The following is a 14,167-nucleotide window of genomic DNA, read 5'->3' on the forward strand; positions in this document are numbered from 1 at the left end:
GCGGCCCTTGGGAAAACACCAGCACGGGCAACGCAGCACGGGGATGACTCATCGATTTGTTGCGCCTGGAATCCGATCGGATGGCGGCTAGCCAGCCGGTCACGGACATCCATCTCTTCATGCGCGCGCTCGCGCTCGCGGTGACGCGCGGGCTGGCGCCACGCGACATCCAGTGCGTCGAGGCGCGCTGGACCCTGACGCACGGCGATCTGCTGGCCGGCGGCTTCATCCTCGCCCTGCCCGAGCGCCGGCGGGTCTACCTGGAATACAGCCGCGACGAGACGCGCCCCGCGCTCGCCGAGCACATCGCCCTCGAGCCGCTCGACGCCGCCACGCTCTACCCGCGCCCCAGCCCACATCTGCCGCCGGCGCGGTGGTCGACCAGGGTCGGCCACCTCAACCTGCGTCTGCCCAAGGTGGGATAGCTAGCGACTGTAGGAACCGCCCCGGTCGCGGTCATAGCTGCCGTTGTCGTAGCGCGGCTGCTGGTACGGGCGGGCCTGGCGGGCTTCGTCGTCACGGCCGCGCCGGTATCCCCGTTCGTAGGCCTGTTGCACGGCGTTGTCGCGATCCTGATTGCCGGTGAGCAGGTTGCCCACCGCCTGCCGCCAGTCCGGCGCCTGCGAGGAGGTCTGGGCGACCGCGGGAACGGCGAAGGCGAGGCTGACGAGCATGGCCGCAAGGACTCGTTGCATGATTCCTGGCATGATTCGTGATCCTTCGACTGTGGAAAGGGTCGTCCAGAAAAAATGGTCGTCGCACCGGCGGGGTTGCCCGCGAAGGCAGGCACCTCGGTCGGGAACACCGGGCACGCGGCACGTTGAGCGGCGCCCTCGCCGCCGATCGAAGTCCCTGAGCCCGAAGCTGAGGGACGGCAGCCAAGCGGCTACAATCGTTACAATTTTCCAGACGACTGTTACACCTTCGCTGCAGACTTTCCCCTGCGATTCGAGGCATAAGCACACCGTTCGCTCCGAGGGGTCGGGGCGGGCAGATGTCCCGAGGGGTCGGGACGCAAGGTGTGTGGACCATGAATCGCATCGCATTGGCGATCCTCGGATCGCTGCTGGCGGCCGGCTGCGCGACGCAGGCCGAGCCGCAGAAGACGTCCCTGCAACCGGACGCCAAACATATCCGCCTGTGCGACCAGCGCGTCGCCTATGCCATCAAGCCGTCCGATGCCGCGCGGCCGGAGGATCGGCCCTACTACGGCATCTGGAAGGGCGACGTCATGCTCGGCGGCTCGTCGGGAACGATGTGCGTCGCCATGGTCGTGCAGGACATCCGGCAGGGCAAGGCCGACAACTGGTGGGTGTGGAACCTCGGCGACGGCCAGGACATGACCAACTTCCAGGGCATGGGCGTGGCCAACTGGTGGGGCCGCATGGAAGGCGGCCGCATGTTCCTCGACTCCGACCAGCCGTACCTCGACAACCTCTACGGTTTCGAGTTCGGCCCGCCCGATGCCAGGGGCGAGATCCGCGGCAAGTTCAAGGTCGAAAGCACGGACCGCGCGCGCAAGGCCGCCTATCCGGTCGTTCTGTATCGCTACCCGACGCCGGCCCCGACGGCCGCGCCGAGCGTGGCCGCGAAGTAAGGGGGCTCGCCGTGCTCGATCTCATCACCAGCCACGAGGTCGGCCTCTGCGCCCTCCTCGCCGTCCAGACCGTCTACGCCCTCACCTTCGCGGCCGACCTCTATCTCTTCTCGCTGCCGGTCAACATGGTCGACATGAGCGAGGAGGCCGACCTGCGCAAGGGCGACGACGCCGACTGGCCCTTCATCGTCATGTTCTACCCCGTGCTCCGGGAGGCGCGGGAGACGATGGAGACGACGTTCCGCGCGCTGGCGAAGATGGAATATCCGCGCCATCGCTACAAGGTGGTGGCCATCCCCAATGCGTCCGACGAGGCGACGATTGCGTCCCTGCGCGACCTGCAGCGCCAGTTCGACTTCCTCGACCTGATGGTCGTGCCGCCGACCAGCGATCCCTCCTGGAACGTCGTGTGGGCGTCGTGGGAAACGGTCCGGCTGCCCAACGGCAAGCCCGCCGCCTACTGGTGGCACGAGGGCGCGCGCGCCCGCAACCGCGACCTGCCGCCCAAGAAGACGCGCCAGCTCATCTACGCCTTCTACAACACGCTGCTCGAGCGCGGCTCGAGCGACTTCCTGGTGAGCTACATCGACGCCGACTCCGCGCCGCCCAGCGACCACTTCCTGGCCGCCGCCATCGGCATCCGCCGCTACGACGTGCTGCAGGCCAAGAACATCGCCGGCAACCTGCTCGACAGCTGGACGGCCACCTTCTGCGCCATGGACCACATGGCCTGGGACGGCTTCAAGTACCAGCATCTCTCCAGCAACGGCCGCAACCCGTACTGGGTGCTGGGCAAGGGCCTGATCTTCAAGGCCAGGGACCTGCTGGCGCTGGGCAGCTTCCACCCCTGGCTCACGATCGAGGACCCCGAGGTCGGCATGCGGTTCTGGAAGAACGGCCGGCGGCTCGGCATCATCGAGGGCTCGCTGATCGAGGAGGCGCCCAAGGCGCTCTCGACCTGCATCCTGCAGCGCAAGCGCTGGGTCGCGGGCTTCTTCCAGAGCCTCACCGTGCCGCTCGACGCGATGGGCTTCACCTTGGTCGAGAAGCTGAAGGCGTGGGCGATCTTCGTGCCCTGCCTCAGCCTGTCGTTCAACGTGATCGGCCTGCCGGTCGGCGTCTGGACGGCGTGGAACTTCTTCAGCGGCGCCGACCAGCTTCCGGGATGGACGGTCTATCTCGCGCTCGCCAACCTCTGGATGCTGGTGACCTCGCTCACCTGCCTCTACGTCAACACCTGGAAGCGCACGCGGCTGGTCGAGACCAGCGTCTGGCGCCGCCTCCGCTTCATGCTGCGCGTGAACCCGCTGTTCCTGATGGCGTGGTGGACCTTCTGGACGCTGCCGCTCGTGATCGGCTTCCGCATGTGGCGCCGCGACGAGGGGCTGGTGTGGGAGCGCACGCTGAAGCTCGACCGCAACCGCGAGCTGGTGCCCGAGCTGATCCGGCTCGGCACGCTGGGCTACGACTCGAAGAACCGGATCATCGCTCCGCCGGCGGGGGCCGGCATCGGGGTGCCGCACGCAGCCAACGAGGCGGCGTAGCGCGACGGTTTTGTGTGGTGATCCGCCGGCCTGGGAACCGGCGGTGCGTAGAGTGTCAATGTGGGAACGAAAGGGTGTGTGGAAGATGTCTGCGACGAAGGAAAAGCATGCGCTGGTGACCGGCGGGGCCGGGTTCATCGGCTCCCATCTGGTCGACGACCTGATCGACAACGGCTTCAAGGTGACGGTGCTCGACGCGCTGCTGCCGCAGGTCCATGCCGACGGCGACAACGACGCCGACGGCTGGCCGAAGTACCTCAACCGGAAGGCCATCCGCATCAAGGGCGACGTGCTGGAGCCGGGCCTGGTGGCCAATGCGCTCGAGGGCGGCGTCACCCATCTCGTGCACATGGCGGCCTCGGTGGGCGTCGGCCAGAGCGCGACCGATCCCTACCTCTATACGCGCAACAACGACCTCGCCGCGGCGGTCATCATGGAGGCGCTGAACAACACCGACCGCCATTCGCTCGAGCGCATGGTGGTGGCGTCCAGCATGTCGATCTACGGCGAGGGCGCGTACGTCGCGCCGGGCGGCCGGCTGCAGGCGCGCGTGCGCGAGCGCTCGATGGAGCAGCTCAGGAACCGCCAGTGGGAGGTGACGGACGGCGCCGGCAACCCGTTCAGCCCGGTGCCGACGGCCGAGGACAAGGCGCTGGAGCCCGCGTCGATCTACGCGCTCGGCAAGTACGTGCACGAGCGCATGTTCCTGGTGCACGGCAAGGCGCGCGGCATCCCGACGGTGGCGCTGCGCCTGTTCAACGCCTACGGCTCGCGCCAGGCGCTCAGCAACCCCTACACCGGCGTGTGCGCCATCTTCATCGGCCGGCTGTTGAACGACCAGGCGCCGCTGATCAACGAGGACGGCGAGCAGAAGCGCGACTTCGTGCACGTGAAGGACGTGACCGACGCCTTCATGCACGCCATCACCTCCGACCAGGAGATCTGGGACGCCTTCAACGTCGGCAGCGGCGAGGCCATCACCGTCAACCGGGTGGCCCGCGTGCTGGCCGAGAAGCTGCACAAGAACATCGCGCCCGAGATCACCAACAAGTATCGCGTCGGCGACATCCGCCACTGCTTCGCCGACATCGGCAAGATGCAGCAGCGCTTCGGCTGGACGCCCAAGCGCTCGTTCGAGGACGGCATGCCCGAGCTGATCGACTGGGTGCGCAAGGCCCCCCGCCCCGTCGACCGCACCCTCGCCATGCGCGCCGAGCAGGCCCGCGCCGGCGTCGTGGTGTGAGGCTTCGCGAAAGATCCCTCGGCTTCGCCTCGGGATGACACACTTTCCGTGTCATCCCGAGCACAGCGAGGGAGATTCGTCGGAGCGCGCCACTCCAGTGGCGCAATCTTCTGGCGGCTAGCCCGACGGCATGACGCCGACATCGAACTGACGGACGATCCAGACGATCTGGTAGATCAGGCCAAGGGTGAGAAAGGTGCCCTGGAAGATCCGGTTGCCGACGATCATCGCCACCAGCGACAGGACGCAGAACAAGGCTGTCCGTACGAGATACTCGGACCCGAGCGCCGCCAGATGGGCCGAGCCCTTGAAGACCGCGTCGCCGAGGTCGACGAGAAAGACGGCGGCCAGGAGGCCGAAGAACCATCGTTGCTGCCGCCGCCGGCTCTCCTCCGAGTCGGCATATTCGTCGTCGTCGTCGGGAAAGAGCACCGTGCAGACGACGAACAGCAGGATCGCGTAGAAGATCACGAAGAGATAGAGCTCGAACGTCCACTTCTCGACCTTCAGCAGGCCGAGCTCGAACCACCAGAAGTGGACGATGAACAGCAGCAGGAACAACGCCCATCCGACATGAAGCGTGCCGTTTCCCTGCCATTCGGCCCGCCGGACGACCCGCGCCAGTCCGGTCAGCAGGCGCGAAATGGCGAGACCGGTGACGATGCCGATGATGATCCTGACGTGAAGAAATGCATCGAGGTGTGTCATGCCGTCGAACTATTGGCACGCACCGGTCGATCCGATCAATCTCGGCCCGCCCGCCCGGACTCCATCACCAGGAGAATTTGAGCCCCGCGGTTCCGGCGATGCCCTGGCCGCGGCCGGAGAGCTCGGCGCTGGCGCTGGCGAACAGCGAGGTCCGGTCGCCGATCGCATAGGTGAGGCCGAGGTCGAGCCGCGCCGCGTCGCTGGCCGCGCGGGCGCCGTCGACGATGAAGGAGGTTCCCGGCAGCGCCGTGAATCCCGCCGTGACGCCTCGGCCGGTCATGAACTCGTGCACCCAGCTCGTGCGCAGCCACGCCTTCAGCGGCTTGCCGTCGAGCGCGCTTTGCAGGTCGAACTGGGCGCCCAGGAACAAGGGCAGCGAGGTCGTGGCCGCGGGTTGGTAGTCGAGCGCAAAGACGCCCGGCGCGCCCGACAGGGTGACGCTGGTTTCCCTCGTGCCGGAGGTCCAAAGCTGCGTGGGCTGCAGCGCGGCGAGCGGCGTGATGCCGAACCGGCCGTCCTCGAAGGTCGCCACCTCGAACGGGCGCCCGATCTCGAGCCGCCCACCGAGCTCGTTGGAGGTGGCAGAGGACCTGGCCGTCTCCGTGGCGCCGATGCCGGCGATCGGCCGGGTGGCGTTGCCGTCGAAATGGCTGTAGGCGATCGCGGCGGCGAGATAGAAGCCGCGCCAGTCGTGTTGCCCGTAGAGGCCGAAATGCGCGCCCGTCGCCCGGCCGGTGGCGCCGGTCGCGGACGCCCAGTAGGTCGAATCGCTGGCCCCGGCGCCGACGCCCAGGACCGTGTCGGCATCGATGCGATAGTCGATACCGACGCCGCCGCCGCCGATGCTCTGCTGCGCGGCGGACGAGCCGGCCAGGGGATCCGCGTTCAGCCACTGCCCGCCCCCGAATCCCGCCGCCCAGACGCTCCACTCGCGCGGCAACTCGCAGAACGATACCCCGCAAGGAGCGGCAGCCAGGGATTGCGCACGGCCCGCCGTCGCCTGGCCGGCACGACCCGTGACGGCGCCCGCGCGGTTGGCCAGCAGGGTGACGAACTGGCCGCCGGCGGCGATCTCCATCGATTGACCGACGCTGGCATTGTCGCCGGACAGCATCGACAACGCGGCCGGCAGTTGGCCGGTCGAAAGGCCGAACAGGGCCGGCATGGCGTCCCAGCCGGGGCCGGCGTTGAAGGCGGAATCGAGGACGCGCGCAACGGCGATCTGGTCGCCGCCCAGCCCCGGCGTGGCGGCCATTGCCGATTGCAGGTTCAAGGTGACGTCGGTTGCCGAATAGCCGAGGCTGGTGTCGAAGAAGCCCGGCAAGCCGAAGCTGGCGAGACCCTGGAAGCCGCCGTCGAGGCCGCCGGCCGCCGACAGGATGGTGTAGCTGCGCGCCAAGCCGGCGCCCGAGAAGGAAGCTTCCGCCGTCCCGCCGAGGACCGCCGCGCCGGTGACGTTGGCGCGCGCCGCTACCGTCGTTCCCGCGATCGCGACCTGATAGGCGCTCCCGGGATTGAAGGTCAGGTTGCCGTTGACCGTGAGGTTGCCCGTGGGATTGCCGGCGGGATTGCCCGCCGGATTGCCGGGCGCCAGCACGCCGCTTACCGTCGTCGTCGGCACGATGCCGGTGCCGCCCAGCGTGCCGGCCGCATCGACGAACAGCGCACTCGAGCTGGTGAGATTGCCGTTGGCGATCAGCCGCCCGCCCAGCACGCCGGTCGTGCCGGTATAGGAAGTGGTGCCGTCGATGGTCAGGGTGCCCGTGCCGACCTTCTCGAGGTTGCGGCTGGCGTAGTCGCCGTTGGTCAGGATCGAATCGGGCGGCGTCGAGTCGTTGTCGGCGAGGCCGAAGCGCAGCACGAGCGCCGAGGGGAAGTAGGCCGTCACGTCGTACAGCAGCCACGCTCCCCTTCCCCACAGGCTGACCGCCAGCACGTCGGCGTCGGGATTGTAGACGAGCTGGTTGGCGATCGTGTTGGGCAGGCCGAAGCCGAAGGCGCGCCACGGCGAAAGCGCGCCGGTGCCGTCGCTGTCGGCCACGGCAAGCGGACCCTGCGCCCCGTTGCCGAAGCCGCCCGCCAGCAAGGCATTGACGCCGTTGCTGGAGATGAATTCGAGCGCCGTCGGCCGGCTGAGCGTGGATGGGCCGATGTCGTTGAAGGAGCCGCCGGTATCCGTCGTGCCCCATACAGCCGCGGTGTCGGCGGCATAGAAGCGCGCCATCGTGCGCGGATCGAAGACCAGGGAGGTCGGCGCGCCGCCGCCGTAGCTCGTGAGATGGTGCAGCGATCCCGGCGCGGCCGTCGCGCTGAGGAAGAGGCCGCCGGCCGAGCCCGCGAGCAGCGCGTTGACGTTGTCCTGCGTGCCGTAGGCCAGCGCGGTGACGGGGCCGATCTTCGGTCCGAGGTTGGCAAGATGCAGCGTGTCGGCCGACGCGTTCGGGTCGACGGCGGTATAGACGTAGTTCGTGCCGAACGCGATCATCGAGGGATCGATCCTGTTCAGCACGATCTTGCTGGAGAAAGGCAGGCTCTTCTCCGCCGGACGTTCCTCGCTCTCGTCGGTGAAGTCGTCGCTCGCGTAGCCCTGGACCTCGAGGGTGGTGTTGGCGACCGTGCGGCCCTGCGCGTCGACGATCCGCCGCTGCAACGGATCGAGGCCCTGCGAGCTCGTGTAGATCGCGCTCTCGCCCTGTCCGCGCAGCGTCTTGTCGTTCACCACGGCGTTGAGCCCGTCGCCTTGCCCGATGGCCTCGTACTGCGCGCTGTTGGGCGCATTCTGGAAGGCGACGCCGGTGTCCTGCGACGCCACGACCAGACGCTTGCTGATCGCGTCGTAGGCAACTGCATAGGCCTCGCGTATCGCGAGCGTGGAGTTCAGCCCTGTCCACACGCCGTTGGGGCCCGACGGATCGCTGAGCGCATAGACGCCACCGTCGCCCACCATGATCAGGCGCCCATTGGCGTCGAAGGCGAAGTTGCGCACGTCGGCATGCACGGTCGTGTTCGAGGTGAAGCTGTCGGTCATCGGCACGGTGGTCGTCGTGCCGTCGGCGTTCAGGGTGACGCGGTAGGCCGCCAGGGTGGGATTGCCGCCCTCCTTCGCATCGCCCGCGACGTAGACGATGTTGGGGTTGCTGCGGTCGATCGCGACGGCGAGGTCGGTCGAGGCCTGGCCGCCCGGATTGACGTTGGGCGCGCCGAGATTGACCCATGTGCCGGCGGCGCCGCCCGCCTTCGACAGCATCAGCGCCACCAGCCTGTTGTTGCTGTCGGGCCTGGTGACGTCGGCCGGCGCATAGACCGCCGCCACGACCGAGCCGTCGGGTCCCGCGGCCAGCCGCGCGATCTGCCCCGGGGCGAGATCCAGCCCCTTGGTCCAGCTCGCCCCGGTGTTGCTGCTGAAATAGACGCCGCGATCGGCCGTCACCGTCGAATTGACGGCGGCGTAGAAGACGTTCCGGTTGCCGGGATCGGCCGCCAGAGCCGTCACCGCCACCGTCCCTCCTCCCGAGCCGAGCGTCACCGGCTGGAAGCTGCCGCCGCCGTTGTCGCTGATGAACAGGCCGCCCGCGGCGGAAGCGGCATTGGGTTCGGCGGCGGCGGCGAGGATGGTGCTGCCGCGCACCGCGACGCCGACGATGCTCTTGCCAGCCAGCACGGCGCCGCCTGCCTCGCTCCAGGAGGCGCCGCCGTTGGTGCTGAGGAGAAGGCCGATGCGCGCGCCGCCGCGGTTCGCCAGATTGCTCGGGTCGGCGAAGGCGCCATTCGAGGTGAGGCCGGTTCCGGCGACCAGGACGTTGGGATTGCCCGGATCCATGGCGAGGCTGGCGATCGACAGCGAGCGCTGGTTGTCGCCGAGCGGCGTCCAGCTCGCCCCGCCGTCATGGGTCGCCCACACCCCGCCATTGACGGCACCGATATACAGGGTGCTCGGATCGGTCGGGCTGGCGACGATCGCCTGCACGGCGCCGGACACCGAGCCGGTCTGGCCGTCCGGCCCGTCGCCGCTTTGAACGGTGCCGGCCGGGCCGGCACTCGGCGCCGGTCCTTGCGAGACGAAGGTCTGGCCTGACGCCGCCGGTGCGACCACAAGGACGGCAAACGCGAAAGCGACTACTGAAGCGCGACTCATCGCGCCACGATAGCGCCGGCGGAATCACGGAAGAAGAAGGTGGAAACTACCAAGGCATGGTAGATTGCGACTAGCTTCGCCCCGGTGTCGTGGTGCGACACCGCACGAGCGCAGCTGGAGTTGCGCGCTCCGATGAACGCTGGAGGAAGCGCGCCGCTCCGGTGGCGCAATCTTCCTGTCTCGACGCGCCGCCCCGTCACCCGACGACGTGCTCGGTCCGGGGTGTCGCCGCCGCGAAAGATCCCTCGGCTTCGCCTCGGGATGACACACTTTCCCGTGTCATCCCGAGCGTAGCGAAGGATCCTTGACTCATCGGAGCGCGCCGCTCCAGTGGCGCAATCTTCCTGTCTCGACGCGCCGTCACCCCGCGATGTGCTCGCTCGCCACCCGGATGCGGCCGGAGCGACGGGCGGCGGCGAGCGCGTCGTGGTCGCGCTCGGTCTGCTTCAGGTACGCCATCGCGAACTTCCCGATCGCCTCGTCGAGCGCCGCGCCGCGCCCGCAATAGCCCGCGATCATCGCCGGGTCGCCCGACTTGGCGTGGGCCAGCGCCAGCGCCCAGCCGCAGAGCCCGCAATACTCGACGAAGCCGTCGAGGTCGCGGTCGTCGCCTTCGGTGAACTTGATGCCGCCCTTCATGTCGGCGAGCTGGCGGACGTAGAGGTCCTTGCCGTCGGCCTCGCCCCAGCCGAGGAAGATGTCCGGCGAGCCCTGCGTCAGGCGCTGGCCGACCACCACGCGCTGGCCCTGGTTGGCGAACGGGAAATCGTGCACGACGTACGGCGCCAGCACCGAAGCCTGCGCCTCCTTGACCTGGAGAAAGAGCGGGTCGTCGCCGTCGACGCCCTGCAGCATCACCACCCAGCAGGCCGTGCCGACGCTGCCAACACCCACCACCTTGCGCACCACGTCGACGATGCGATAGCGCGCCAGCAGCACCCGGCGGTCGAGGCCGAGCGAGGCGGCGTACGATCGCAGCACGCGGTCGAGCGCCACCCGGGCCGGCGTGCCGGCGTCGGTGTGGGTCTCGCGCACGATGAGCGGCACGTCCTCGATGATCCGCGGCTCGCCGTCGACCTGCTCGGTGAGCTTCTCCAGCACGGCGACGTGGTTCTTCTGCCGCGCCTTGTCCATGACCTGGCGGGCGACCTTGCCCGCACGGGGCGTCAGGACGTCGAGCACGGCGCGCTCGTCGATGCGTGCGTACCAGACCTGCAGATGGCCCATCCCGGCGTAGCGGCGCATCCGCCTGCGGTAGCTGCACACGGTCGCGCGGGCGGCCCGTTCGGCAGCCGGCTTGTCGCCGCCGCGGAAGCGCACGGCGACCGCGGCGCTCGCCGCCAGGCGCTTGAGATCCCATTCCCACGGTCCGGGATGGACCTCGTCGAAATCGTTGATGGCGAACACCAGGTTCCGCTCGGCCGATGCGAACACGCCGAAGTTCGAGACATGCATGTCGCCACAGGCGGCGACGGCGAGTCCGCTGGCCGGCGTGGACGCGAGATCCGCCGCCATGACCGCCGCCGAGCCGCGCAGGTAGGCGAAGGGCGATGCGAGCATGCGCGCATAGCGCACCGGCACGAGCTTCTGCACGCGCGTGCGGTTTTGCCGCTCGAGAATGTCCACGGGATCCGCCCAGTCGCCGCGCGGCTCGAACGCGGCATGGTCGGCGCGCGCGACCTTCTTGCGCAACTGCCGGCCCTGTTCCAGGCGCTCGGCCACGGAGCTGCGCGGGGCGACGAAGCTCTCCGACAGCGAGCGCGCCGAGTCCGGCGACGCCAGCCGGCTCAAGGTCTGATCCACGTGCGTGCGCAGGTCGGTGATCGTCATGTCGGGATCCCCCCGGGACGGCCGAGGATAGGGGGCGAGGCGACGGCAATCCACCGCCAGGCGCCGTCGAAGGGCAAGAAAGGGAACGAGCGTGGTGTCGCCGCCGCGAAAGATCCCTCGGCTGCGCCTCGGGATGACACACTTTCCCGTGTCATCCCGAGCACGGCGAGGGATCCTTGATTCATCGGAGCGCGCCACTCCAGTGGCGCAATCTTCCTGTCTCGACGCGCCGCCCCGTCACCCGACGACGTGACACGATCCTTTGGGTCAGCAAGCCCGTGTCATCCCGAGCGTCAGCGAGGGATCTTTCCTGCCGCGCTCACGCCGCCTTGGGCGCGGCGCGGGCGTCGGGGATGCGGTAGACGTTGAGGCCGTCGCGGATGCCGCGCAGCTTGGCCAGTTGCCGCTCGGCCGGCCATTCGGCCAGGATCGGCCGCACGTCGTCCGCCTCGAAGACGTCCTCGGAGACGAAGATCTCGTCGGCGTCGGCCAGCGCCTGCACGCGCGCGGCGACGTTCACCGTCTGGCCGAAATAGTCGAGCCGGTCGTTGAGCGTGACCACGATGGCCGGCCCCTTGTGGATGCCGATCTTGAGCACGATCTCCCGGTCGGGCCGGTCGCGGTTGAACGCCGCGATCTCGCTGCGCATCTCCAGCGCGGCGCGGACCGCGTCGGCCGGCCCGAGGAAGGCCGCCATCACCGCATCGCCGATCGTCTTGATGATGGCGCCGCGATGGCGGACCGTCACCGCCTGCAGGCGCTCGAAATGCTGGTGGACGAGGGCGAAGGCGTTGAGATCGCCGATCCGGTCGTAGAGCGCGGTCGAGCCCTTGAGGTCGGTGAACAGCAGCGTGATGTCGGTGACGCCCAGGCCCTCGCTGGCGCGGATCACCTCCGAGCGGAACAGGTCGCGGAAGGTCTGGGTCGTGAGCAGGCGCTTGCCGGTGAGGAAGGGCACGAACTGCAGCGGCTGGCCGGGGACGAAGCCGGGCGGCAGGACGGCGAGCACGAAGGTGCCGCGCGCGCGGGTCGTGTTGGTGACGGCGAAGGTCATGGCGCCCGGCGCCACCTTCGCGGTGGCGTATTGCCGGACCGGCTCGCCGAACTCGATGTCGAAGCGCTGCGGCCCGGTCGCCGGGGCGCCTTCGATCGCATAAAGAAGTGCCGCGCCGCCCTCGTGGCTGACGCCGATCACGGTGCCTTCGCTGGCATCGATCGACATCAGCGTCGTCTCGCCCGGCGGCAGGTGGCTCGCCGCGCGCGCCACCGCCTCCTGTGCCTTGACGAAGGGGGTTCCGTCGGGCAGCCGGCCGTCGCTGATGGCGCCGTACTCGAGAAAATAGTCGCGCGGCGACAGCTCCTCCGGGCGATGGAATTTGATCGGCCGCACGCTCGGCAGCACGGTGAAGGTGACGGCGACGAACTCGTCCAGCCTCGACGTGAAATCGGCCTGGCAGACGTTGCAGTGATAGTGGCTGTGGACGCCCTTCAGCTCGCGGAAGCTTTCGACGACGCACGAGCAGAGCGGGCACACCAGCAGCCAGTTCATCTCGACCAGCCGCTGGGCCGTGGCATGGAGGAAGAGATCGATGGTCTCGGTCTCGGACAGGTTGCGCTCGCGGGCGAAGGTCAGCGGATTGATGCGAAACAGCGCCTCGTCGGGCGCGCCGCGCAGATGGCTCTCCAGCTTCGACACCAGGCGCGGGCTCCAGGGGCGCACCGCCTCCAGGGCGGCCAGCCGTTCGTCGAGCAGCTTCTCGTCGAGTTGAGCGACCATCGGTTCCTCCCGCACGCAGGGCCTGCAAACACGGACGCGCCGGCAACTCGCCAGCCGCCAGTTGCGCACCATTCGGGCCGGATTGCAACGGTTCGCCCCTCTTCTCGACATGTAGGCACCACGAAAGATCCCTCGGCTCCGCCTCGGGATGACACATCTCCCCGAGCGCAGCGAGGGATCTTTTATCCCTTCCCCCCGAGGTGGCGTCGCGGCAACCGGCTGACCTATGCTCGCGGCGGAGGAGATCGCCGATGCCCAAGCTTGGATACCTGCTGCCGACGCGCGAGCGCGTGATGGAGAACCAGCCCGAGACCGGGTCGCTGCTGGCGCTCGCCGAGCGCGCCGAGGCGCTGGGCTTCGATTCGATCTGGGTGGGCGATTCGGTGACGGCGCGGCCGCGCCACGATCCCTTGACCCTGCTGGCCGCCGTCGCCGCCCGCACGCGCCGCGCCGAGCTCGGCACCGCCGTGCTGCTGCCGGCGCTGCGCAACCCGGTGCTGCTCGCCCACCAGGTGGCAACGCTAGACCGCATCGCCGAGGGCCGGCTGATCCTGGGCATCGGCATCGCCGCCGACATGCCGGCGATCCGGCGCGAGTTCGAGGCCACGGGCGTGCCGTTCGACAAGCGCGTCGGCCGCATGAACGAGGCGATGCGCCTCTGCAGGGCGCTGTGGAGCGGCAAGCCGATCGACTGGGAGGGGCTCTGGACGGTGAAGCAGGGCACGGTCGGCCCGACGCCGCACCGGCCGGGCGGACCGCCGATCTGGTTCGGCGGCGGCCTGCCGGCGGGACGCCAGCGCACCGGCCGGCTCTACGACGGCTGGTTCCCCAACCTGCCGACGCCCGAGGAATATCCGGTGCAGATGGAGGAGGTGCGCGCGGCGGCGCGCGCTGCCGGCCGCGATCCGAAGGCGATCACGGCGGCGATGTATCTCACGCTCGCCATCGACGACGACGCGGCGCGCGCCGATGCGCGCATCAACTCCTATCTCGAGCACTACTACAACGTGCCGGCCGCCGGCATGCGCGCCCGCCAGCGCGCCTTCGCCGGCCCCGCCGCGAAGGCCGCCGCCTGGATCGAGAGCTACGCCAATGCCGGCGTCGGCCACGTTATGCTGCGCTTCGCCGGCGACCACGAACGCCATCTCGAGGTCGCGTCGAGGATCAGGCGCGACCTCGGCTGGTGACGCTTCGCTGGCCAATCATCGTTGGATCTCACTTCAAGCCGTCGGCTCGTCAGCACCCAAAGCGGACGTAGCTTATGCTGGCAAAGTGGGCGCGCGCCGGCAACTCACGCAGTCTCCTTTTGGCGCCGGCGACCATGAGCGGCTCC

At 68.9% G+C, this 14,167-nt stretch carries 10 protein-coding genes; 5 read left to right on the forward strand and 5 right to left on the reverse strand.

Annotation, left to right across the window (positions count from 1 at the left end):
• Positions 1-80: 80 nt before the first annotated feature.
• Entirely contained in the window at positions 81-425 is a 345-nt protein-coding gene (locus OJF58_RS00945; RefSeq protein WP_300781174.1) for a hypothetical protein, read from the forward strand.
• Here the strand turns inward: OJF58_RS00945 and OJF58_RS00950 are convergent, their stop codons facing one another.
• Positions 426-695: a hypothetical protein gene (locus OJF58_RS00950; protein ID WP_300781175.1), complete on the reverse strand. Its 270-nt coding sequence runs from the start codon at positions 693-695 to the stop codon at positions 426-428. It abuts the gene before it with no gap.
• 335 nt (positions 696-1,030) lie between these two features.
• On the opposite strand from OJF58_RS00950, the gene OJF58_RS00955 reads away from it, so the two are divergent.
• From OJF58_RS00955 to OJF58_RS00965, 3 genes are all read left to right on the forward strand, one after another.
• Positions 1,031-1,597: a hypothetical protein gene (locus OJF58_RS00955; RefSeq protein WP_300781176.1), complete on the forward strand. Its 567-nt coding sequence runs from the start codon at positions 1,031-1,033 to the stop codon at positions 1,595-1,597.
• An 11-nt stretch (positions 1,598-1,608) separates the two neighbouring features.
• Positions 1,609-3,141 (forward strand): glycosyltransferase family 2 protein, encoded by a 1,533-nt coding sequence (locus OJF58_RS00960; protein WP_300781177.1) that lies wholly within the window; start codon positions 1,609-1,611, stop codon positions 3,139-3,141.
• A gap of 85 nt (positions 3,142-3,226) precedes the next feature.
• A complete protein-coding gene (locus OJF58_RS00965; RefSeq protein WP_300781178.1) occupies positions 3,227-4,384 on the forward strand; it encodes an NAD-dependent epimerase/dehydratase family protein in 1,158 nt (385 codons plus the stop codon).
• A gap of 117 nt (positions 4,385-4,501) precedes the next feature.
• Here OJF58_RS00965 and OJF58_RS00970 read toward each other — a convergent pair whose 3' ends face one another.
• The 4 genes from OJF58_RS00970 to OJF58_RS00985 all read right to left on the reverse strand — a co-directional run bounded on the left by OJF58_RS00970 (position 4,502) and on the right by OJF58_RS00985 (position 12,834).
• Positions 4,502-5,092: a hypothetical protein gene (locus tag OJF58_RS00970; RefSeq protein ID WP_300781179.1), complete on the reverse strand. Its 591-nt coding sequence runs from the start codon at positions 5,090-5,092 to the stop codon at positions 4,502-4,504.
• Between the two features lie 64 nt (positions 5,093-5,156).
• The gene (locus OJF58_RS00975) at positions 5,157-9,227 is read right to left on the reverse strand and encodes an autotransporter domain-containing protein (protein ID WP_300781180.1); all 4,071 of its coding nucleotides are present in this window, start codon (positions 9,225-9,227) and stop codon (positions 5,157-5,159) included.
• 360 nt (positions 9,228-9,587) lie between these two features.
• Positions 9,588-11,057 carry a DUF2252 domain-containing protein gene (locus OJF58_RS00980; RefSeq protein WP_300781181.1) on the reverse strand — a complete coding sequence of 490 codons (1,470 nt, stop codon included), beginning with the start codon at positions 11,055-11,057 and terminating at the stop codon, positions 9,588-9,590.
• A 319-nt stretch (positions 11,058-11,376) separates the two neighbouring features.
• The gene (locus OJF58_RS00985; RefSeq protein ID WP_300781182.1) at positions 11,377-12,834 is read right to left on the reverse strand and encodes an adenylate/guanylate cyclase domain-containing protein; all 1,458 of its coding nucleotides are present in this window, start codon (positions 12,832-12,834) and stop codon (positions 11,377-11,379) included.
• A gap of 251 nt (positions 12,835-13,085) precedes the next feature.
• Here OJF58_RS00985 and OJF58_RS00990 point away from each other — a divergent pair, with 251 nt between their 5' ends.
• Positions 13,086-14,021, forward strand: a complete 936-nt coding sequence (locus OJF58_RS00990; RefSeq protein WP_300781183.1) for an LLM class flavin-dependent oxidoreductase — start codon at positions 13,086-13,088, stop codon at positions 14,019-14,021.
• The last annotated feature ends 146 nt before the right edge of the window (positions 14,022-14,167 follow it).

Origin of the sequence: Enhydrobacter sp. (assembly GCF_030246845.1) — a bacterium.
Taxonomy (GTDB): domain Bacteria; phylum Pseudomonadota; class Alphaproteobacteria; order Reyranellales; family Reyranellaceae; genus Reyranella.